This window comes from Tychonema sp. LEGE 07196 (assembly GCF_963890365.1).
In the GTDB taxonomy this organism is placed as follows: domain Bacteria; phylum Cyanobacteriota; class Cyanobacteriia; order Cyanobacteriales; family Microcoleaceae; genus Microcoleus.
Genome location: NZ_CAWPRX010000029.1, coordinates 108,146 through 131,229, shown reverse-complemented (window position 1 = coordinate 131,229; position 23,084 = coordinate 108,146). Strand labels below are relative to the sequence as shown.

The 23,084-nt window shown below is 45.4% G+C and carries 15 protein-coding genes and 3 pseudogenes; 12 read left to right on the top strand and 6 right to left on the bottom strand.

Annotated elements, in window-relative coordinates; all coding sequences use genetic code 11:
* Positions 1 to 193 precede the first annotated feature (193 nt).
* From groES to AACV78_RS04325, 4 genes are all read left to right on the top strand, one after another.
* On the top strand, positions 194 to 505 hold the full coding sequence (groES, locus tag AACV78_RS04340) for a co-chaperone GroES (RefSeq protein WP_194008182.1): 312 nt from the start codon (positions 194 to 196) through the stop codon (positions 503 to 505).
* A 136-nt stretch (positions 506 to 641) separates the two neighbouring features.
* A complete protein-coding gene (groL, locus tag AACV78_RS04335) occupies positions 642 to 2,282 on the top strand; it encodes a chaperonin GroEL (RefSeq protein WP_194008183.1) in 1,641 nt (546 codons plus the stop codon).
* 216 nt (positions 2,283 to 2,498) lie between these two features.
* Positions 2,499 to 2,711 carry a hypothetical protein gene (locus tag AACV78_RS04330; protein ID WP_228042073.1) on the top strand — a complete coding sequence of 71 codons (213 nt, stop codon included), beginning with the start codon at positions 2,499 to 2,501 and terminating at the stop codon, positions 2,709 to 2,711.
* Between the two features lie 278 nt (positions 2,712 to 2,989).
* Complete coding sequence (locus AACV78_RS04325; protein ID WP_194008184.1) at positions 2,990 to 3,250, top strand: hypothetical protein; 261 nt, start codon at positions 2,990 to 2,992, stop codon at positions 3,248 to 3,250.
* A gap of 129 nt (positions 3,251 to 3,379) precedes the next feature.
* On the opposite strand, the pseudogene AACV78_RS04320 reads toward AACV78_RS04325, so the two are convergent.
* From AACV78_RS04320 to AACV78_RS04305, 5 genes and pseudogenes are all read right to left on the bottom strand, one after another.
* Positions 3,380 to 4,131, bottom strand: a pseudogene (locus AACV78_RS04320) (IS1 family transposase).
* 99 nt (positions 4,132 to 4,230) lie between these two features.
* Positions 4,231 to 4,380, bottom strand: a pseudogene (locus tag AACV78_RS28645) (IS5/IS1182 family transposase); the annotation flags it as partial.
* Between the two features lie 379 nt (positions 4,381 to 4,759).
* On the bottom strand, positions 4,760 to 11,461 hold the full coding sequence (locus tag AACV78_RS04315) for a glycosyltransferase (RefSeq protein WP_194008185.1): 6,702 nt from the start codon (positions 11,459 to 11,461) through the stop codon (positions 4,760 to 4,762).
* A gap of 155 nt (positions 11,462 to 11,616) precedes the next feature.
* Positions 11,617 to 12,249, bottom strand: coding sequence for a methyltransferase domain-containing protein (locus AACV78_RS04310; RefSeq protein ID WP_194008186.1), 633 nt, complete (start codon positions 12,247 to 12,249; stop codon positions 11,617 to 11,619).
* Positions 12,250 to 12,283: 34 nt separating this feature from the next.
* Positions 12,284 to 13,096: a CmcI family methyltransferase gene (locus AACV78_RS04305; protein ID WP_194008187.1), complete on the bottom strand. Its 813-nt coding sequence runs from the start codon at positions 13,094 to 13,096 to the stop codon at positions 12,284 to 12,286.
* A 544-nt stretch (positions 13,097 to 13,640) separates the two neighbouring features.
* Here AACV78_RS04305 and ftsH3 point away from each other — a divergent pair.
* The 4 genes from ftsH3 (at position 13,641) to AACV78_RS04285 (ending at position 17,584) form a co-directional block, all read left to right on the top strand.
* On the top strand, positions 13,641 to 15,479 hold the full coding sequence (gene ftsH3 / locus AACV78_RS04300; protein ID WP_194008188.1) for an ATP-dependent zinc metalloprotease FtsH3: 1,839 nt from the start codon (positions 13,641 to 13,643) through the stop codon (positions 15,477 to 15,479).
* A gap of 220 nt (positions 15,480 to 15,699) precedes the next feature.
* The gene (locus tag AACV78_RS04295) at positions 15,700 to 16,062 is read left to right on the top strand and encodes a nuclear transport factor 2 family protein (RefSeq protein ID WP_194008189.1); all 363 of its coding nucleotides are present in this window, start codon (positions 15,700 to 15,702) and stop codon (positions 16,060 to 16,062) included.
* 266 nt (positions 16,063 to 16,328) lie between these two features.
* Positions 16,329 to 16,967 (top strand): bifunctional 4-hydroxy-2-oxoglutarate aldolase/2-dehydro-3-deoxy-phosphogluconate aldolase, encoded by a 639-nt coding sequence (locus AACV78_RS04290; RefSeq protein ID WP_194008190.1) that lies wholly within the window; start codon positions 16,329 to 16,331, stop codon positions 16,965 to 16,967.
* Between the two features lie 101 nt (positions 16,968 to 17,068).
* Positions 17,069 to 17,584: a L,D-transpeptidase gene (locus tag AACV78_RS04285; protein ID WP_194008191.1), complete on the top strand. Its 516-nt coding sequence runs from the start codon at positions 17,069 to 17,071 to the stop codon at positions 17,582 to 17,584.
* A gap of 280 nt (positions 17,585 to 17,864) precedes the next feature.
* Here the strand turns inward: AACV78_RS04285 and AACV78_RS04280 are convergent, their stop codons facing one another.
* Complete coding sequence (locus AACV78_RS04280; RefSeq protein WP_194008245.1) at positions 17,865 to 19,454, bottom strand: Hsp70 family protein; 1,590 nt, start codon at positions 19,452 to 19,454, stop codon at positions 17,865 to 17,867.
* 210 nt (positions 19,455 to 19,664) lie between these two features.
* Here AACV78_RS04280 and AACV78_RS04275 point away from each other — a divergent pair, with 210 nt between their 5' ends.
* The 4 genes and pseudogenes from AACV78_RS04275 (at position 19,665) to AACV78_RS04260 (ending at position 22,684) form a co-directional block, all read left to right on the top strand.
* Positions 19,665 to 20,351, top strand: a complete 687-nt coding sequence (locus tag AACV78_RS04275; protein WP_194008192.1) for a CPBP family intramembrane glutamic endopeptidase — start codon at positions 19,665 to 19,667, stop codon at positions 20,349 to 20,351.
* Positions 20,352 to 20,776: 425 nt separating this feature from the next.
* A pseudogene (locus tag AACV78_RS04270) lies at positions 20,777 to 20,881 on the top strand (hypothetical protein); the annotation flags it as partial.
* A 91-nt stretch (positions 20,882 to 20,972) separates the two neighbouring features.
* Positions 20,973 to 21,155, top strand: a complete 183-nt coding sequence (locus tag AACV78_RS04265) for a hypothetical protein (RefSeq protein WP_228042072.1) — start codon at positions 20,973 to 20,975, stop codon at positions 21,153 to 21,155.
* Positions 21,156 to 21,313: 158 nt separating this feature from the next.
* Positions 21,314 to 22,684 (top strand): O-antigen ligase domain-containing protein, encoded by a 1,371-nt coding sequence (locus AACV78_RS04260; RefSeq protein WP_194008193.1) that lies wholly within the window; start codon positions 21,314 to 21,316, stop codon positions 22,682 to 22,684.
* The last annotated feature ends 400 nt before the right edge of the window (positions 22,685 to 23,084 follow it).

The following is a 23,084-nucleotide window of genomic DNA, read 5'->3' as shown; positions in this document are numbered from 1 at the left end:
CTCTCCCCCTCTCCCCCTCATTTTCTGTTCGGGAACCCGTACAGACAGATAAGTTGCGATCGCCCCTAACTAAAGCTAAATTAGCACTCAGGAGTCGAGAGTGCTAATATGTCAGTAGCAAGCAGTCGGCAGTTGCTTTCATAGCGACCCCGGCAGGCTAACTGACTAGGATCTGTAATCTGGAGATTTATTTATGGCAGCAGTATCACTGAGTGTTTCTACCGTTAAACCTTTAGGCGAGCGCGTGTTCGTGAAAGTAAGCGCTAGCGAAGAAAAAACCGCCGGCGGCATCCTTCTGCCCGACACAGCAAAGGAAAAGCCCCAAGTAGGCGAAGTCGCGGCCGTGGGCCCCGGCAAGCGCAATGACGACGGCAAGCGCGTTGAAATGGAAGTCAAAGTTGGCGACAAAGTTCTCTACTCGAAGTACGCAGGCACCGACATCAAACTCGGCACCGACGAATACGTCTTGCTAGCCGAAAAAGACATTCTGGCGATCGTTAACTAATTAATCATCAGTCATCAGTCCTGCCGTCATCAGCCATCAGTTTAAAGCCAAGGCCGCAAAACAACTAATGACACAGGACAAATGACTAAAATCCTTCCCCAATCAAAAATCTCAAACCTTTTCATCCCCAAAAACTATGGCTAAGCGTATAATCTACAACGAAAATGCACGTCGCGCCCTCGAACGCGGCATGGACATTTTGGCCGAAGCAGTGGCCGTCACCCTCGGACCCAAAGGTCGCAACGTAGTGCTCGAAAAGAAATTCGGAGCTCCTCAAATCGTCAATGACGGCGTTACCATCGCCAAAGAAATCGAACTAGAAGACCACGTAGAAAATACAGGCGTTGCCTTGATCCGTCAAGCCGCCTCCAAAACCAACGACGCAGCAGGCGACGGCACCACAACAGCTACCGTTCTAGCTCATGCAATGGTCAAAGAAGGCCTGCGGAACGTCGCAGCCGGTGCAAATGCGATCGCCCTCAAACGCGGTGTTGACAAAGCAACCAGCTTTTTGGTCGAAAAAATTGCCGAACACGCCAAACAAGTAGAAGATTCCAAATCCATCGCCCAAGTAGGCTCAATCTCTGCTGGTAACGACGATGAAGTCGGCCAAATGATTGCCAACGCAATGGACAAAGTGGGCAAGGAAGGCGTAATTTCCCTAGAAGAAGGGAAGTCTATGACCACCGAGCTCGAAATCACCGAAGGGATGCGCTTCGATAAAGGCTACATTTCTCCCTACTTCGTCACCGACACCGAACGGATGGAAGCGATTCTAGAAGAACCCTTCATCCTGCTGACAGACAAGAAAATCGGCTTGGTACAAGACTTAGTACCCGTACTCGAACAAGTAGCCCGTTCCGGCCGCCCGCTGGTGATTATTGCAGAAGACATCGAGAAAGAAGCTTTAGCTACTCTGGTTGTCAACAAACTGCGCGGCGTGTTGAACGTGACTGCTGTCAAAGCACCTGGTTTTGGCGATCGGCGCAAAGCCATGTTAGAAGATATCGCCGTATTGACCGGCGGTCAACTAATCACCGAAGATGCTGGTTTGAAACTGGAAAACACCAAGCTGGATATGCTGGGCAAATCCCGCCGCATCACCATCACCAAAGACAACACCACAATTGTGGCCGAAGGTAACGAAGTCGCCGTCAAGTCCCGCTGCGAACAAATTCGCCGTCAAATGGACGAAACCGAATCTTCCTACGACAAAGAAAAGCTGCAAGAACGTTTGGCCAAATTGGCTGGCGGCGTTGCAGTCATCAAAGTCGGCGCGGCTACCGAAACCGAAATGAAGGATCGCAAACTGCGTCTTGAAGATGCGATCAACGCAACCAAAGCTGCTGTCGAAGAAGGCATTGTCCCCGGCGGCGGTACAACTTTGGCTCACCTGACTCCTCAATTGGAAGAGTGGGCTAATAGCAATCTCAAGGGCGAAGAATTGACCGGTGCTTTGATTGTGGCACGGGCTCTGGCAGCTCCCCTGAAGCGGATTGCTGAAAACGCTGGTTTGAACGGCGCTGTCATCGCTGAGCGCGTCAAAGAAAAGCCTTTTAACGTCGGTTTCAACGCAGCGACAAATGAGTTTGTCGATATGTTTGAAGCTGGTATCGTTGACCCCGCGAAGGTAACTCGTTCTGCCCTGCAAAATGCCGCATCAATTGCTGGCATGGTGCTGACAACCGAGTGCATCGTTGTTGACAAGCCTGAGCCGAAGGATGGCGCTCCTGCTGGCGCTGGCGGCGGCATGGGCGGCGGCGACTTCGATTATTAATCGATAGTCGATCGTTTGATGGGGCGGGCAATAATGTCCGCCCTGTTATATTGGGAAGTGCTTTTACTGTACGCATGACTTTAACTCTGAAGATAAGTTAAATACTTTTTTCAGATATATTAAATAATATATTTTTTTACTCAAAACGCAAGGTCACAACCTAATAGCCCAACCCTGCGGTGACATTAAAACTAGAAATTTTAATCAAATTTGAACATGACTAAAATAAATGTAGAGATAATTCCCAACGAAGCCTTAGTAGTTCGTGGTGGTCGCAATCATCCAGAAGATATTCAACGTGCCATAGGAACCCACCCCAGCGGCATAACGGGAATTTCTGTAGAATGTGCAGTAGAATTGTCTGTAACAGAATTAGCATTAGCAATCCCTCATAGACAAGTGGGTGTTACCACAGTGGCTAAAGTTTGATCGGAAGGTGGAGATGTCATCCGTACTTCTGGCAGAAGTTTAAATCATGCAACTCTCGCTGGCTTAACACCAGAACAAGCAAGTCTTCTGCTGACACCAACGATCCCTAACCCATCTAGGACTTAGGCAACTAGCAAATAGAGTAAGGGTGCGTCAGACGCTAAAACCCTGGTTATATTAATCCATCACTTCGTCTGACGCACCCTACAAGCTCATCTAAGTGAGTCAGTTGCATAAATCCCCCCATAAAAAAAATCATCTTAAGTGTAGTAATAAATATGAGTTATCCCAGAATCTTTGCAGACTTTCATAATGCTGATGAACAGAGTCGCCTTCGTCTGAATTGTGTTGGTACAATTGAAGATTTAAGTCGCCAAAATATTAAATTACAAAATGGTCAATTGCTCACCCTCTATAGCGAAGAATTAGAAGTGGATGGCGTGGTGCAATATTCTGAAGAGGAAAGTCTTTGGGTTGCAGCAATTGATTGGGAGCAAATTAGACAAGTAGAGGATATGCTTCTTCAAGCAACCGTCTAGTTAGGGATTGCTAAATATTCGTCCTTGGGAATGGAAATAATATGAATCTATCATTTAAAGATTTAAGATTTATTATAAAAGCCATTGAACATCAAATAAATGCCTATAAAGAACGTTGGCGTTGCTGAATCAGGGTATGAGACGAGAAAAAATGCGAGATTGGAGCCGAAAATGATTTCTTGGATTTTGATGGGGAATTGGCACATCTCCAAATTTCAGATAATGAATTAGTAATTTAATTGAATGTCCTAGCATTTGTGACGACTGAGAATAACAAACAGTTTTTGTTGTTAGCCGAGCCAAGTAATCTCTGAGCCTTGTATTTTTACCCTCAACTCTTGTCCTATAAATTTTGCTAATAGTTTGCTCTCCCTCCGGCATAAAAATTGGGTAAACTTTCGGGCCATTTGTCACATAAAAATAGCAGTTCCATTTACTAACAATATCCCATAGTGGTTCAAAAGTTTTGGCGCTACGGTCGCCTAAAACCCATCCTAAAATACCTGGCTTAAAATGGTCTACCGCCGTCGCTCGCCAGGTTTTGTTTTTTTTTTGAACCGACAAATGTTTGTAACTCATCTAATTCTCCCACTTCGGGATTTATTTCTCTTTGCGTAACAATCTGGCAAGAGTTCTCCAGCTTGTTTTACCCAATTAATAATTGTAGTATGATGCACAGTTTTGACTCTTTCAATGCCTCGAAAACCCATGCCATTAACATACATTTTTAGACATTCGCGTTTCACTTCTTCCGAGTATCCTTTGTGAGATTGATAATCATTTATAAATGGGTTTTTACATCTGACGCAAATATAATTCTGCTTGCCTTTCTTATGACCATTTTTATTGATATGAGTTGACTGACATTCCGGGCATTGCATAATATTCCTTTTAAATGTGTGTGATTTGTGACGCTCCGACGACTACTTCATCATACCCTAGTTCAGCAACGCCTCCTCTGCTACCCCTACTTATTGAGCCGATACGTTTTCAGCATATTCTGATTCAAATTCTGACCACGGCATTAGTTCGCCCATTTTTACCCAACGGTTGTCTGATGACAGCCTTCCTCCGAAAGGCAGTTCAAACTTGGATGGGAGGCTGGAGGCAAGCTCAGATTTTTTGTACAGGATCGCAGGTGGTGATGCACGGGTTTTGACCTATTTTACCTGTTTATCACGGCAACTTTATTCTCGATCGCGCGATCGAATAACCCAGGCGACGTCAAGTGCGATCGATATATTCAGCAAGCCCTACATATTTATTACTACCGCTTAGAATTCAAGACACTCCAAATTTTAGATACATCATAAAAAATGATTTAAAGACTATAATTACTAATTCAAAATTAGGTAAGGATTGGATGAATAGTTGAGAGTTTATTGAAACAGAGGAATAGAGAATGTCCATATATTTGAAGCATTTCTTTTGCCCTTAAAAATCAAGTTCCAATAGCCTAACTAATCGATCGCCCTGGGCGGGCAGGAACTCGCCCAGCGCGAGATCCGTTTACTTCACAGCCACCTTAACCGCACCCCCAACCAACTGCTCGTAATCCTCCAACAACCAAGAAGGCAAACAACTATTCGCATCCTGAACTTGCAAGTGCCCAGCGCGACAAAACAGCATCCCCACCAACAAATTATTCACAGCTTCAGGCGCTCCAAAACCTTTACTCAACTTAGCAACCAACGAATTGAAAAACGCGCGATCGCTCTCATTCAAAGGCTCATTCACAAACCCGCAGCCCAGCAGAGCCTTGTAACCCTTCCCGAAATCGCTCCGGTACAAAAGTTCTAATTGTTCGCCAGAAACCCTCAGCCACAAATCAGCAATTTGCCTGCGAATTGACCGCAAATCTGCTATTACCAATTCCGCCGTCGGGTCAATTTCATAAAGATTGACCGCAGCAGTTAATTGATTGAGCAACTGCGGCAAATAATCTTGTTTCACAATTGTTTTTTCCGATGCCAACAATGCACCTTCAAACACATTTTCGTAATCCTCAATCAGCCACTTGGGTAAGCGGGTGCGAGCGTCGGGAACCCGCATTTTTCCCGGCACAAAATACAGCATCGCACCAAGCAAAGCATTGATAGCTTGAGGATTCACTAACCCTTTACTAATTTCAGTTAACTGCTGCAAAAACTTCTGTTCTGCTTCCGTCATTGACTCGGATTGCAACCCGCAGCTAAGTATTGCTTGATATCCCTTACGAACTTCACCTCGGTAAACTGTTTCCAGTTGTTCTGAAGGAACAATCAGCCAAAAATCAGCCAGTTGTTTGCGGATTTGGCGTAGTTCCAAAACTACCGATACGTCAGAAGGATCGATGCGATAAAGATTGACGCATCCTAACAGTTGATTGGCAAATTGCGGAGATTGAATGTATTGCAATAGCAAGTCAGAACTTGACTCGGACTTGACGGCGGCTTCTGTCTCAAAAACTTGTTCGTAATCTCCAATTAACCAGTGCGGTAAACGGTTACGAGCGTCGGGAATCCGCATGGTTTCTGGTGGGAAATACAGCATCCCGGCGAGCAAAGCATTGACAGCTTTCGGATGCACTAATCCTTTGCTAATCTGGGTTAATTGCTGCAAAAATATTTGTTCGCTTTCCATCATCGGTTGACGTTGAAAGCCGCTTTCGAGCAGGATTTTGTAGCTGTTACCGGGCGTACTTTGGTAGGCGGTTTCGATATTTTCGGCGGGAAGGTTCAGCCAAAAATCAGCGATTTTTTGGCGGATTTGACGCAATTCTGATATTGCTGAGATGTTTGATGAATTTTTCTGGTAAAGTTTGACGGCATTCGAGAGTTTCTCGCCCAAATCGGCTGGTTTGGGAATGCTATCCTGCAAGCTGCGGGCTGCTTCTAGGTGGCTGCTTTGCCAGATGCCGAAGAGTTCTTGGAATAATTTGCCGATCGCCCCCGAATATGCCACACTATCAAAACAGGCGGGATTGCCCTGCATTTTTTCCTTAATTTCCTGCCGTTTTTGCAGCCGCAACTGCGGGTTAGTGCCCAGATTAACAGCTAATTGAATGTAAGATGCTTCGTCACGCGCAATTAAATCGGGCATTTGCAATTCCCGCAGCATCGCCGCACCTTGGCGGAAGCGCAAAGCATTTCCCTCCACAACCACCGCCGGCAATCCTACTTGCAAAGGATCGATTAATGATGTAGCCCCAGCGTAGGGAAAAGAATCGAGATAAACATCTGCTAGCTGCAAAAACTCTTTGACATCCGCGCGGCTTGGCAGTTGTTTCACGAACCGCAAGCGGTTGTTATTCACGCCGTATTTAGCGCATACAGCATTCATATTGTTAACAAAAGGTGTCACTGGATAAGTCCGAGTCCAAGCCGGCCCGAAGGGATATAGAATCAAGATTGAATTCGGTACAGCCGCTAGAATTTTTACCCAAGTTTCTCTCAATTCCGGCAGAATTTTGTAGAAGTTAGCGCCGGAGACAAAAACAGTTGTGTTGTCGGAAATGCCGAGACTTTGGCGCGTAGGTTTGATTGTAGCTACTTCCGATTCTGTGGCGTATTTGAAACAAAAACCGCTACCTTCGAGTACAGCCAACTGTTCGCGATATTGTGCTTGATAACTAGCATCAGGCGCGGTAAATTTGCCTGCGATGTAGTAATCCATGTGCCGGATGCCGGTGGTTGTTGGGGAACAAAAAGATGTAGTTTGTACCCTGGCCAAACGGTGCATTGCTAGGGAACCAACTGGTTTGTTGATAGCTGTTAAATTTGTCCCGAAAAACAGGATATCTAAGTCGTCGGCGCGGATGGTTTGGACTTGCAGTGCAAAGTCTTTCGGGAGTTCAACCAGTTTGTCGGCGCGACTTTGACAGTATTGTTCTAATTGGTGGCCGCTGGTGTTGAGCGCGTACAGGTAAATCTCGAACTGGTTGCGGTTTAAATGCTCGAAAACCGGGATGGTGGCGAAGGTTTCGGTTTGCGGGGCGAAATGGTCGCTGATGATGCCGAGGCGGATTTTTGTCCGGTTGGGCGATCGCGCCGGGAAGATACAATCAATAGAACAACCGCGATTTTTCAGCGCAAACTCGATAATTTCTGCTCGTTTGGTATAAATATCGCGCAGGTTTTCCGTCGTAAAGTACAGCGGAATAAAGTTAGCAATTTGCGCGAATAACACACCAATATTTTGCCAAAGCGGCGCACCGGTATTTTTGAACAAATTCCTATGTACGTAATCAATCCATCCTCGGATAAATTGATAGTAACTCTCTGCTTCTCCTTTGGTTTGAAAAAGGTTAGGACAGGTAAACATGAATTTGAGATATTCGTTGGCGAACCAGTTAGGAATTGTCGCGCGATCGTAGTCGATCGGCAATTGGTCGGCGCGACGGTACTGCATCGCTGCTAGCAGGTAATTGATAGCTTTCGGGTCGTTAAATCCTTTCGCCACATTGGCCGCTAATTCGCTAACAAAAGTCTCTTCTGCATCCGTTAGCGGTTCGTATCTAAGGTCGCTGGCAAGCAGGGCTTGGTGCTGTTTTCCTGTATCGCCCGCAAAGGCAGTTGCCACTTGTTCAGTTGGTAAATTGAGCCAAATATCAGCAATTTGTTTGCGGGTAAGTTGACTGTTGACCGCAGCAGGTGTATTGCTTGAGTCTTGCGGTTGCCGATCGATAGAGCTGGAAAATCCGGTAGAAGGTTGATGAGATTCACCAAGCAACAGTAGTGAAACTAATGCTTCTTTTAATTGGGCAGATTGACTGCATTTGAGTCCTTCTCGAATTTGAGCGATCGCCGCCTCATGTTCTCCATCTGTCAGAAGTTTTTTAGCTGTCTCCAAAGCATAGAAAGCATAGTGTTCTCGGGCTTGATTCGATAACTTATCGGCGATCGCCCTTGGCAAATATGATTGAGAAATGTCGATCGATCTTCGCACGTCAGCAATTAGCCCGCCAGACTTCAGCAAGCGAGTATTGTCTGACGAAGTATGCTGGCGATACCAAGCCAGCGGTTCCGGTTCGTACCAAATCGGATAATGCACTGCAACTCGCTTCCACATCTCCCAATCAGAAGCAGCACCAGCTTGAGGGCAAAAACCTCCCAAACTTTCGTAAACACTGCGTTTAACTGCGATCGGAGAAGCTTGCAAGCGACACATCACAATAATCTGTTCCAACCAATCAGTCAGTACCCCTGGAGTTTCTCTTTCTAACCAAGATACCCAACGCTGATTTCCCGCTTCGTCTGTATAAATGTGGCGGCAAAAAGCTGCACCCACACTCGGTTCTTTTTCTATACCTTCTCGCAAGCGGCTGTAAAATCCCGGCAATACAACATCGTCGTCGTGCAAAATGTGAACCCACTCACCGCGCGATCGCTGAATGCAAAGATTAAAGATAGCAGTTTGACCGATATCTTGCTCTGGATGTCGGTAAAAATTAACTCGTCCACCGCCTACAGCTTTAACAATTGCCTCCATTTCATCTTGGATAGATTGGTTCGAGCAATCGTTAACAACTTCTATTTGCATTTCCTCAGCATTAGGAGCCTGTTGCAGCACGCTTTTTAACGCTTGCTCCAAATATTTTACCCGGTTGTAAGTAGGAATCATTACAGACCAAAAAGGTCGGTGAATATTAGGAGCAACAGGAGAAATTTGCGCTACTTCTAAAGCCGCAGCCGGAACAACAGGAACAGCAGTAACATTTACCTGCTGTTTTTTTCCTCCAGCTAACAGTTGCATCCAGTCTGCCGCTTGATTGGCATCACTCATCCGATTTTTAACTTCAGAGTTCAATAAATTAAAATACGAACTGTGTAAAATTTTCTGGTGCAATCTTTGGACATCTTGCACGATTTCTCCCTTCAGCAAGTTTTCTCTTGTCAGTTGATCGAGGTGAACGCGCCAGTTGGATAAACTTTTGTTGACAAAACCAATTTTGTAGTGGCTCATTATTCTGAACCACATTTCAACATCAACTAATTGCTGCAATTCTACATCAAAAAATCCGACGCTATCGAAAACATCCCTTCTAATCAAAACTGTACTCGGTTCTCCAATTTTATTAATCGGATTGTTCAACAGATTAGGATCTGCCAGCAGTGTTTTGCCATCTTGTACTCGCTGCAAGTTTGACCAGTTTTGAGATATTTCTAAAGCACCTCTACCGATTGCTTGGCAAGCCGCATCCGAGTTAGCATCTCCTGCTAGCAAAACTCCCCGCCGCGAAAATACCAAACCTATTTGCTCGTCTTGTTCTGCTAAATTTACCAGCTCGGCAATACAGTCCGGTTCTAGCAAATCATCTTGACATAACAGCTTAATATATTTCCCTTTTGCCTGAGAAATACAGTGATTCCAGTTTTTAACTAATCCAAATTTCTTGTGTTCAGAAAACTTGAACTCGCCGGGAAACTTGTCAGTGAGTGACTTAGCGATCGCCATTGTGCGATCGGTCGAACCGTCATCCGAAATAATAATTTCTAGATGGGGATAAGTCTGGCCTATCGCGCTAAAAAGTGCCTCGCTCAGATATTTTTCGCCGTTATAAGTAGGAATGCAAATGCTAACTAAAGGCTGCATTCTTTCGATCGGGTTTAACTGTTCGTGCAGCTTTTTCACTAAATACTGGCTGAAGCAAGGATCGCGGTCTATTAAATTTTTCCACCTGGATAACATCAATTTAGAGGCTGCTGCTTCAATCTTTAACTGTTCTTCATCACTCAGTTCAAACGCCCAACCTTTTAATTCTTGATGCCAGACTTTGGTGTGACTTATATATATATTTCGATAGCCCTGAGCCATCATTTTTAAACACAAGTCAATATCGCTGAATACAATGGGTAAATTTTCATCAAAACCGCCGCTGCTGGTAAATACTTCCCGGCGACACATCAAGCACGATCCCGTAACAGCCGAGACATTATTAGTAAATCCTATGTGTACTATGTCCTCATACTGCAATACCTTCTTAACTCCCTTGTAGGCATGACTGGCAATCCCGTTCACACCTAAGATAAAGCCTGTATTTTGGATAGAATTATCAGGATATAGCAACAGCCCTCCCACAGCGCCAATTGACTGTCTTTGAGCTTGCTCGACCATACCATTGAGCCAGTCTCCCTCCCTGATTTCGGTATCGTTATTTAAAAATAGTAAGTAATCTCCTTGTGCTTTTTGTACGCCAAAATTGTTAAGGCGAGAGTAATTGAATGGAATGTCCGATCGGTAGCATTTAAACTTATTGGGTTGTAAAGTTAGCCACTTGTTGATAATATTATTTGTTTCAACTTCTACACTGCCATTGTCTATTACCACTACTTCGTAATTAGGATACGAAGTTAGGGAAAAAATTGATTGTAAACATTTATTTAAAATACTCCCAAAATCCCTGGTAGGAATGATAATACTAACCAGTTTGTAACTCTCGATCGCGTACCGAACAGTATAGTGACCGGGGTAATTTTGATGCGCTATAACTTGTCCGGCTTCCCCTCTTCTGTGAATTGTATCTGTGATGGCTCTCGCAGCAGCTTCGTAGGCATAAGGTTTAGCATCCCTAGAAGCCGAGGCAGATTCGGGGTGATATCTCCAGTGGTAAAGGATTTTAGGTATGTGGAATATTTTGTTAGTTTTTTCTGTAAGCCTCAAAACCAGATCGTAATCTTGACTGCCATCATAATCTGCTCTAAAGCCACCGATTTCGTTAATTAGCGATCGCCGGTAAGTACCCAGATGGCAAGTATACATCCGAGACAAAAATGAATCGGGACACCAATCTGGCTTGTAACAGGGAAGACAAAAATTGTTGTGCTCGTCTACCTTATCTTCATCGGAATAAATCATGTCTGCATCGGGATGCTGGTTCAGCAGCATTACCACTTCCTGCAAAGCATCTGTCGTCAGCAAATCGTCGTGATCTAGCAGCGATATAAATTCACCAGTTGCTAATTGCAGTGCCGAATTTGACGCACGAGATATGTGACCGTTTTGACTTCTAATAATTCCTTTGATTCTTGCATCTTTTGCCGCATATTCTTCTAAAATTCGCTTGACATGAGGCTGGGTAGAAGCATCATCAGCAATGCACAATTCCCAGTGAGTGTAAGTTTGATTTAAAACAGATTGAATTGCTTCTTTCAAAAACTGTTCGGGTGTATTGTAAACTGGCATCAGAATACTGATAAGCGGCTGATAGCTCAACTGATTTGTAGAATTCATTTCGGGGAAACCTCTGTGTTAAATAATTAATTTTGAGCTGGCTGGTGTTGAAAAATGCTGCTGTTAACAGCCAATTAGCTAAGGTACGAGGGGAGCATCTCAGTTTGGATTTTATAGCGTGCGAGCTTAATATCTCGCACGCTGAGTAAATTTTTTCAACAATGAGATGCTCCCACTCGGTAAGCCAGCCAAAAGCCGTTTCCTACCTTGCTGTCGGGATCTTCGGTACCTAGCAGTTGCCAATTCACAGCCGGAATGCCGTCATTAGCTGTTTTGAGATTCTCAAAGAATTTTCTTAGAGTTGTTGAGGTAAATTTCCAGTAGTGCCCGCCTTTACCGCCGTATAAATTCTCCGCTGGAGCAGTCTCAATCGTCCATTTTTCTCGGTGTGCTTTAATTAATTGCGCGTAGGTAGATAGGGGGCGATTGTCTCCGGCGAGAGCATCCGGCTGCGGGACAATCATCACCACATATCCCCCCGGCTTGAGAACTCTTTGCCATTCTAATAAAGCAGATATGGGATCGGGAATGTGTTCAAATACGTGGCTGGACAAAACAAAATCCTGGCTGTTGTCTTTGACGGGAATGTTGTCTGCTTCGCCGTACATATCGATCTTTGTCGGTTGCTCTCCCATGTTAACTTGGTTGTCTTGAAACAAATCTTCGTCAAATTTTGGAGCAACATTAATTGCATTCACTCCGTAGGGATTGTGCGAGGCTGCTCCCAGTTCGACTCCTGAGAGTCCTGTCAATAACTGGAGGGTTGGTTGGTGCAGTGGAAATTTCATGGCAATCTTTGACTTGCAGTACAATTTTAAATATTTAGCGCCGAATTAAAAAGCCAGCAGTTGCAAAAGTAAAGCCAAATTTCTGTTCGCGCAAATCATCTCTTTGATAATCATCAGGGTAAATGGCAAAATATTCTTCCATTGCTTCGTATGGCCCTTCTCCCCATCCGGGCAAAACGGGGTGTCCGTTGATATTACTATCTTCAACTACGACGTAATCGCCTGTTTGCAGTATAGGTCGCAGCAGTTGCATCTCGCCCAAAACGTGCTGCTTTTCATGGTTGCTATCCAGGATAGCAAATATCGGCCCGGGAAATTCTCTGCGTAATTCGACTATTCTTTGAGAAACTTGAGGGGCGGTTGAGGATGACAGCATTAACTCGATGCGGGGATGATTTCTCACTTGGGGATTGAGAGATGTATGGTCAATATCTACCGAAAACACTTGAGATTTGTTATTGATTTTTTCAAGGAGCGAGGCAAAGAATAAAGTACCTCCACCATAGAAACTGCCAAATTCTACGATCAAACTAGGTTTCAAATCCCAGATTATTTCTTGGTAACTCCACATATCGCTGGGAGATTTTAGTGCTTTGACTCCTGCCCATGTGGTGGTATTCCAAATTTGGTTGTTGTAGTACCACAAATGATAGCGCAGACCTGCATCTGTTGTGGAAGCTAGCTGATTTTTTGAAAGTTGATATTTAATTTTTCCCAACAAACATAAAGCATCTGAATTGTCTGGCTGACTGTCAATGATTTTGGTACAAATTAACTCTGCCTGAAAGTGGTCGCCACAATTATATAAATTAGTTGCCGCTATAATATTATCTGCGAGGTTGTGCATATCAGTTAAAAAGCTAGTTATTTCAATTTTCCTATGCGGCGTTTTTTCTGTGCCGAAGATGGCGATCGCCTCAAGTAAGCTTGGTAGAGTACATCAGCCAACCGCATCCGCACTCAGAAAATCTGAACTGTTGCCGCGCTGAGTCAGGTAGTTGCCGGGGCTTCACTACCGCTATACATTTGTTCTGCCTCAAAAACAGCAAGAGATTGCACCCATATTACCTCTAACTCAAGCATCGATCGCGATGCGCGCTTGATTGAGACGACGATCGTCCATCTCCCTCTTGGTCTCAACTCGTTACCCACTCAATCGGCACATTGACAAAAATCACTCGATCGTGTAAGCAAAAATTTACCTTTGGCGAGGAAAGCATTTCATCACCTGACGCAGTGAAGGCACGTTCGGTTTCCACCACCATGCAAGCAAGATCGCCCTAACGGGGATTCTTGCAGGCCGCAAACAAGTTACAATTACGTTAAGATTGATGAACATAAATAAAAAATCCCAAACTGTAGGGACTAAATAATTAGGAGGATCGACCTCGGTGAATAAACGGTGGAGAAACGCTGGACTGTACGCACTGCTGGCTATTGTAGTCATTGCCCTAGCCACGGCATTTTTTGACAAACAGCCCCCAAGCCGGGAAGTTTGGAAGTACAGCCAATTCATTCAGGAAGTCGAAGGCAAGAGAGTAGACAAAATAAATATCAGTTCCGATCGCAGCAAAGCCCTCGTAACGGCTCAAGATGGCAACAAGGTACTCGTCAACCTGCCGAACGACCCCGAACTGATCAACATCCTGACCAAAAACAACGTAGACATTTCAGTTCTGCCCCAAAGCGACGAAGGTTTCTGGGTAAAAGCCCTCAGCAGCCTGTTCTTCCCGATCCTGCTGTTAGTGGGACTGTTTTTCTTGGTGCGGCGCGCCCAAAACGGGCCCGGCAACCAAGCCATGAACTTCGGCAAATCCAAAGCTAGAGTTCAAATGGAACCTCAAACTCAGGTGACATTCGGCGACGTGGCCGGCATCGAACAAGCCAAGCTAGAACTCGCAGAAGTCGTGGACTTCCTGAAAAATGCCGATCGCTTCACCGCAGTCGGAGCAAAAATCCCCAAAGGCGTGCTCCTGGTAGGCCCTCCCGGAACAGGCAAAACCTTGCTCGCCAAAGCAGTTGCTGGCGAAGCAGGCGTTCCCTTCTTCTCGATTTCCGGTTCAGAATTTGTAGAAATGTTCGTAGGTGTGGGTGCTTCCCGCGTCCGCGACTTGTTTGAACAAGCTAAAACCAACGCTCCTTGCATCGTATTTATCGATGAAATTGACGCGGTAGGCCGCCAGCGGGGAGCTGGTTTGGGCGGCGGTAACGACGAACGGGAACAAACCCTGAACCAGTTGCTGACCGAAATGGACGGTTTTGAGGGCAATACAGGCATCATTTTGATTGCTGCTACGAACCGCCCCGACGTGCTGGATGCTGCGCTGCTGCGTCCGGGCCGTTTCGATCGCCAAGTTGTGGTCGATCGCCCCGATTTCTCCGGCCGCCTGGAAATTCTCAACGTTCACGCCCGCGGCAAAACCTTGTCGAAAGATGTGGACTTGGAAAAAATCGCCCGCCGGACACCCGGTTTCACAGGTGCCGATTTGGCCAACCTGCTAAATGAATCGGCAATTTTGGCCGCCCGCCGCAACTTGACCGAAGTCTCGATGGATGAAGTCAACGATGCGATCGACCGCGTGCTCGCAGGCCCGGAAAAGAAAGACCGCGTGATGAGCGAAAAGCGCAAAACTTTGGTAGCTTACCACGAAGCCGGTCACGCTTTAGTCGGAGCCCTGATGCCCGACTACGATCCGGTGCAGAAAATTAGCATCATCCCCCGCGGCCGCGCTGGCGGTTTGACTTGGTTCACACCGAGCGAAGATCGGATGGATTCTGGCTTGTATTCTCGCTCTTACTTGCAAAATCAAATGGCGGTAGCTTTGGGCGGCCGCATTGCTGAAGAGATTGTCTTCGGCGAGGAAGAAGTCACGACTGGCGCTTCTAATGACTTGCAGCAAGTGGCAAGAGTAGCGCGGCAAATGGTAACTCGCTTCGGAATGAGCGATCGGTTAGGCCCTGTAGCTCTCGGTCGCCAACAAGGGAATATGTTCATGGGTCGCGATATCATGGCCGAACGGGATTTTTCTGAAGAAACCGCAGCCACGATCGACGATGAAGTCCGCTTGTTGGTAGAGCAAGCTTACCTGCGCGCTAAAGACGTGCTGGTTGGCAACCGCCACGTCCTCAACTCCTTGGCAGATATGCTAATAGAAAAGGAAACTGTGGATGCTGATGAATTGCAAAATTTGCTAGCCAACAGCGATGTCAAGATGGCAACAATTGCCTAATTGACTTGGGATTTTAGATTTTAGATTGAATCTAGGGATTTGAGATTTGGGATTTTAGATTTTAGATTGAATCTAGAGTTTGAAATCAGTAAATTGATTGTAGATGGAATCTAAAGGTTAAAATCGGTAATTGGGGTGGTTCTGGGATTGTCTGGAATCGCCCCGATTTTTTTGTGCGCCCCACGGGAAGCAGCGGCAAAAATCATAGGAGTAACACAACATGATATTCACAGCAGATACAGCAAGTGAACTGGCGCGTGATTGGATAGAAGCTTGGAACAGTCATAACCTCGATCGCATCATGTCCCATTACGCAGAAGATGTAATTCTGATCTCGCCTGTCGCAGCAAAGCTGCTAAACGAACCATCTGGGACAGTTACAGGCAAAGAAGCCCTAGGAAACTACTTCAAAAAGGGGCTGGAAGTTTATCCCGATCTCAAGTTTGAGCTACTGGATGTGATGTGGGGAGTTTCCAGTGTTGTCCTTTACTACATCAATCAAAAAGGCACGAAAACAGGTGAGTTTATGGAAGTTGGTTCAAGAGGAAAAGTCACTAAAGTTGTTGCTCATTATAACGGGTAAAGCTAGGTTGTACAAATTGCGATCGTTCGGACGGCACAAGCTACCGCTAGGGTGAATATACACCCACTATCCTCAAACCAAGAGCAACTATCTCATAGATCCGCACCTGTTCCATCACTAAGTAGTTCGACAAAATTAATTACACAAAACGTTGTCTAAAATCTTTACTTAGCAAGACTTAGCAAGACTTAGCAACAGAGCGTAGTGTAATTAATTTTGTTAGGCTAATTATAATTTATAGTTACCAATCTAAAATCTAAAATTGTATGAATAATGAATCTTGGTTGACACTACTCAAAAAACACCGCGCCATCGCCGTGATCCGTTCTTCGGAAAAGGAACTCGCTTGGCAGATGGCATCGGCGGTAGCAGCAGGCGGATTTTTGTTTATTGAAATTACTTGGAACACTCACAAAGCTGCTGAATTAATTGCCGAACTCCGCTCCGAATTCCCTACTTTTAGTATTGGTACCGGCACTTTATTAAACTTAAAACAGTTGCAGCAAGCCATAGATTGCGGCGCTCAATTTTTGTTTACTCCGCACACAGATGTAGCTATGATTAAAACAGCAGTTGATGCCGGAGTGCCGATCGTCCCCGGTGCTTTTTCTCCCACGGAAATCGTGACAGCGTGGCAAGCAGGCGCTACCTGCGTTAAAGTGTTTCCGATATCCGGTTTGGGAGGTGCAGCTTACCTGAAAAGCCTGCAAGGCCCTCTGGGGAACATTCCTTTGATTCCCACGGGCGGGGTGACAGTGGAAAATGCGAAGGTATTTATTGACGCAGGGGCGATCGCCGTTGGTTTGGCGGGAGACTTATTTCCCAAACACTTAGTGGAAAATGGAGATTGGCGGGCGATCGTCCAAATTGCCCGAACTCTTACCGAAAAGTTAACAACTTGTTAAGCCCTCTTTCCCAATCTAAAATCTATAATCTACAATCTAAAGTAGTACAAGCTAATCTAAAATCTAAAATTTCAAGTCTAAAATCGTTTTGGGTGTGAGGAATGAACAGCATTATCAACTCAACTTACTTTCGCCGCGCCGGCATTTTCTGTGCCGGCTGCGCCCTCACAGTTGCTGCATTTTGTGGCGGGCAAAATCCTGCAATTGCCGGCTCGCAGCACAACAAAATTGCCAATAGAATTATGCAGTTGCAGCAGTCCAGTCAGCGCTGGATTGAAATTGATTTGTCAAGACAAAGATTAACAGCTTGGGAAGGAAACAAACCAGTTTATGCGGTGACTATTTCCAGCGGCAAATCATCGACTCCCACCCGCACGGGAACCTTTGCCGTTCAAACCAAATACCGCGTTGCCAGAATGACTGGGCCGGACTACGATGTGCCCGACGTTCCCTATACAATGTATTACGACGGAGGAATGGCAATTCACGGCGCTTACTGGCACAATTTGTTTGGCAATCCCGTCACTCACGGCTGCACGAATGTAGCTGTAAATCACGCTAAATGGCTGTTCAATTGGGCCTCGGTGGGGACACCGGTGGTGGTGCACAAATCTTAGGTTTAGGGCATTGGGAATTGGGCATCGGGCATCGGGCATTGGGAATTGGGCATCGGGCATCGGGCATAGTCGAACATTACTAGAACTTATGCACCGGTAGTTAGAAACCGGGTTTTTGACCGAAATACTGCGTTACAGCCGGCAGATTCGGTCAAAAACCCGGTTTCTTCGATCGGATGCACCGGTAGTTAGAAACCGGGTTTTTTTGCGAAATACTGCGTTACAGCCCGCAGATTCGGTCAAAAACCCGGTTTCTGAGCTCCTATGCGTTCAGGAATGCTTAACTTAGCTGCACCACGGGTTTATCCTCCAACAACGTTTGATTTGTCAGCAAATCTTCCACGGTAATGCGTAAAAATCGCTGTTCGTCAACGCGGAAGAAGATTTTGATGCGATCGCCCCCCGGATACCCAGGCGGTGTCAATTGCGCGATACTGCGAGCTCCGTCTTTGTCATTTAGCGGCTGTACCGAGGTTTGGCCCGCGATTTGGCGAGTAATCAGCCTGTCGCCGTCAAAATATATCTCCGTGCCGCCAGTTTCCGCTCCCAATTCACCGATAATTAATTCAATACTCGGCTGATTTTCTAAAGAAGCTCCCAAGACTAATTCTACGGGTTCGCTCATCGGATAAGACTGGCCGGATTTGATTAAACTGTGCCAACTGTGGCAATTTTCGCGGCGGTTCCAGTAGCGAATTCCGTAACTGTGATAGAGAAAATCTTTGATTTCTATGCCTTGACTCAGTTGCAGAGCACCTTGGGCGATCGCCTCAAAGGGTTTGTCGCACCGAATCTTTGCCGGCTCGAAATATTGCTCAACCCAACGCTTTACGGCGGGAATTTGAACCGTACCGCCAACGAGCAAAACTGCATCGATGTCGTCAATTTCTAAGCCTTGGCGGCGCGCTTGCTGCAATACTTGATTCATGCACTCGTCGAGGTTGTCAAAAAACTGATGTTCGGCGAGGATAGATTCAAAGCGCGATCGGTCTAATTCTAATTCGTAACTCTCAAAATTTTCATCATCAAAATAAACTTCAACCGCCTGATTTACCAAAGATAACTGAATCTTTAACCGTTCTGCCAATCTCGTTGTAATCGGAGATTTGGCCAGCCCTTTTGTTTTGACAAAATAGTCAACCAGCCAATTATCAATATCAGAACCGCCCAAATTTTGTCCGGCTTTAGCCAAAACCCGAGCAACTTTTACCTTTTGTGCCGAAGATTCAGCTAATAATTTTTCGCCCCATTTGAGCAGAAAACCCAAGGGCTTTTTGCCAGCCGAAATGTCGAGGCGTACTAAAGAAAGGTCGAGAGTTCCGCCGCCGAAATCAATGACTAAGAGAATTTCGCGATCGGCTAAACCGTAGCCCAAAGCAGCCGCCGTCGGTTCGTCCAACATCCGCACCTGTTCTACTTGCAGAGATTCAGACACTTTACCCAACCAATGGCGGTAAGCTTCAAAACTATCTACAGGCACTGTAAAAATTAAAGAATCTACCGGCAAGGGCAGTTCGCGAATTGAGTTAACAATTTTGCTCAAATACCACTCACCTACTCGTTCAAAATCCACAATTTGCCCGTCTAGTTCCGGCACAAAACCCTGAACAGAAGTGCCAATTCCTCGCTTGAAATTGCGGAAAAACCGAGAATCTCCACTCAGATCGAGACCTCTGTCGCGGACTTGTTGACCGAGTATTATTTTATTTTGAGCAGCGTCCTCAACGTAAAGCAAACTGGGAATTAGGGGCGGGTTTTGAGCCGAAATTGCCGACAATCCCGGTAATTTCAAAGTTTCTGGCTGCTGGATGGCCTGATTCCAGCGAGCGACGACGGTGTTGCTAGTTCCAAAGTCAATGGCGATCGTCATTGGGCCAAAATACACAGCTATTAGGGATTAGATTATATTATGGTATTTTGAGCCGCAAATGCAAAGAGGCGATCGAATTGTTCTTACATGAACATTTTGTTGCAACTGAAAAGGCACGCCACTTTGATAAGCGGCACAAAACTCTCCTGTCTGCAGCAGCCAAGCTTTTACCTTCGATCTCAATACAATTTTTCAAATGTCGCGTAAAAAATGCTGGATAATGGCGATCGCAAAACAGCACTCTTAGCTCTCACATTGCTTGTCCCTGCCGCCAGTATTGGTGCAGTAACAGCATTGTATATTGGCGGAAGCTGGGGACAAACACTGTCAGTTTTGTGTCAAGTTTGGTTGCTGGTTTTTCCGATCGCGTGGTCTGTTTTTGTCGATCGCGTTAACCTGCGTTTCTCCCTCCCCAAGCGCCTAGAATTGCTGTCTGGAGCTATTTGGGGAATATTCATGTTTGCGGTGATTGTGGGTATCTACAGCCTTTTCGGTCAGCACTGGATAGATCCTGTAACTGCCAAAAAAAAAGCGCAGGAATTGGGTATTAGCAGCCCTAATATTTACTTGATGATTGAAGCATATTTTGTGCTAGTTAACTCACTGATTGAAGAATTTACTTGGCGGTGGTTTGTCTGCAACAAATGCCAGATTCTGATACCTGGAAAAAAAGCAATATTTCTCAGTGCACTATTTTTCACCCTCCACCACATTTTTGTAATCGCAGCCTACAGCGATTGGCACGGTGTGATTTTAGGCTCATTAGCTGTCTTCGCCGCCGGAATAATTTGGTCGCAGTGTTATCTGACTTATCGTTCGCTTTGGTCTAGTTATATCAGCCACGCGATCGCCGATTTAGCACTAGCAATTATTGCTTGGCAAATTCTTTTTAATTAGCTAATTGTTTAGCGATAAGCGCTGGTAATTATACAGTGAAATTTGACATTTTACCCAACTCGCTCTCTCGAATATCTCCTCCCATCATCTGACATAATTTCTTTGCGAGTAAGCGATTTAAAGTTCCAAATTCGTACTGCCCTACCGCAGACTTGTCCGCAGGAGTATCTGTGTTTTGCAAAAAGCATTTTGGGAGCATCTGTGTTTTGCAAAAAGCATTTTTTTTATTATAGAACCCATTTGACATCTTTTGTAAAATCCTTACAGGGCAACTATTCTAGCCTAAATCTAGGATTATACTGATTCGGTCCAAACCTAGTTGTGGTAATAAGTCTGGAATAGATGTCAAATGGGTTCTATAGTTATGAAAATTACTTTTGTCTTTCCTACCCTCGGTCTTACGGGTGGGATGAGGGGAATATCCTGTGGCGTATTTGCCGCTGCCACCTGGTACTGGGTATAATAAAGAACCTAGACAAGACCAACTCAAAGAATTTTATAGCAAATGGGATGCTTGGCTGTTTTCCAGCAGCTCCGAAGGCTTCGGTTTGCCAATTTTAGAAGGGATGGCTTGCGGTAGGTACTCCAGTCATCGGTACGACCGTTGGTGCAGCTCGGGAATTGCTGGCTGGCGGGGGCGGAATCCTGGTCAAGCCAGAAGACCCAGAGGATATGGCAAAGGATATGGCAAAGGCGATCGAGCAAATTTGTCAGTTATCTGATGCCGAATGGCGGGTAATGTCCGAGACTGCTTTGGAAACGGTGATCAATTATACTTGGAAGGATGCGACCGACCTATTCTAGGCTGCACTGGACACTGCTCTGGAAGGTCAGCCACAATTAACGAAGAATGCGTAAAATTGAGGTGGATTTAAAAGCTCGGGGTTGGGCGATCGTTTAATCGAGAACTTCGATCGGGCAAATTGAGTTCTCTTTCTGCAATTTTACTGCAAAAAAAAACTATGGTTGCATTAATCCCAATTGCTCTGTTCGGCTGGCTTCCGATCGTTTTTTATCTGTTTGTGAGGTTTCCGCCTCACCGGGCGGTAATTATCAGTTTTATTGTAGCGTGGCTATTTTTGCCACAAGCTTCTTATCCCATCCCCCTGTTGCCACCTTATGACAAAGTTTCGGCATCTTGCTACGCGATTTTGCTGGCTACTCTGGTCTACGATACTTCGCGCATTACCACTTTTAAGCCCGGTTGGTTAGACGTACCAATAGTAATTTGGTGTTTGTGTCCCATTGTTTCACAAGTTACTAATGGCGGCAGCCCGATTTCTCCGACTTTCACCCAAATCATTGCTTGGGGTCTGCCTTATTTTGTAGGACGATTGTATTTCGGTAGTTTAGACGGGCTGCGACAACTGGCGATCGGCATGTTTGCCGGTGGGTTGGCCTACATTCCTTTTACTTTAATTGAAGGAGTTAAAGGCCCAATTCTGCACCAAATGGTTTACGGTGTCAATGCCTTTGAGGACTGGGGTCAAGCAAGGCGTTTGGGGGGGTGGAGACCGGTAGTATTTATGCAGCACGGTTTGATGGTGGGCGTCTGGATGATGACAGCCGCCTTAATCGGAGTTTGGCTTTGGCAAACTGGGACGCTGAAAAAGTTTCAGGGCCGCAACATCAAGACTCTAGTAATTGTATTAACTATTGCTTTTTTCCTGTGCCGTTCTACTGGCGCTTACAGTTTATTTGCGTTCGCGTTAATCGTATTATTTTCAGCGAAGCAGTTTCGCACCTCTTTGCCCCTGTTATTCATAATTGGATATATAGTATTTTATCTGTACGTAGCAGCAGCGGGTCAATTTTCGAGTCACGACGTGATTGACTTCATGACTCAAATATTTGGCGAAGAACGAGCCGCTTCTCTAAAGTTTAGATTTGACATGGAAGAAATATTGGGGGCAAAAGCACGGCAAGCATTTCTTTTTGGTTGGGGAGATTCGGGTGGAAACCGCGTGTACAACGAGTACGGTAAAGATATCTCGGTGACCGACAGTTTATGGATTATTGCTTTTGGGGTCAACGGTGCAGTCGGTTTAGCTAGTTTATTTTCTTCTTTGTTGCTTCCTGTAGTCGTCTTTTGCGTGTCCAAGTATCCCGCCCGAACCTGGGCTCATCCCAAAGTAGCGCCCGCTGCGGTCTTGGCAGTGTCTTTAACTATGTACGTGTTTGACTGTGTTTTGAACGCCATGGTTAACCCAATTTTTGCGCTCATTGCTGGAGGACTATCGGGTCTGGTTTTAAAAGCTCCAGAAAGTCTTAAGACCAAGAAAACCATGTCCCCGCCCAGAAGAAAGTCGCTGGTTCACCACAAATCAGGATGATTTTTAGGAATGCGAGCCGATCGCACTCACAGCTTAAATATATCTGGCATTCGCTGAATACACAAACTAAAAAACCTACCTCCTTTGCCCCAAACCTAGTTCGGGAGTTGCGCTCTCTTGCTCAATTGCTCACCATTAATTTACAATATTTTAACTATTCGCACGAGATAGTCTTGTTCAGAAAATTGTGCTGCGAATTGTAAACAAAAAAAATGGCTTGATACACTTTTCGCTAAAAATAGGTGATTCTTTACACAATCTTTAAAATTTATTACTAGACAGGTAAGGTATACGGGCATATACTGAATAAAGTATATTCACCCCCCGCGCCCAAAAAGTGAAAATACGAGGTTGCCGTGTGGGTTAGAGTTTGAGTTGCCGTTTAATATAAAGGGTGAAA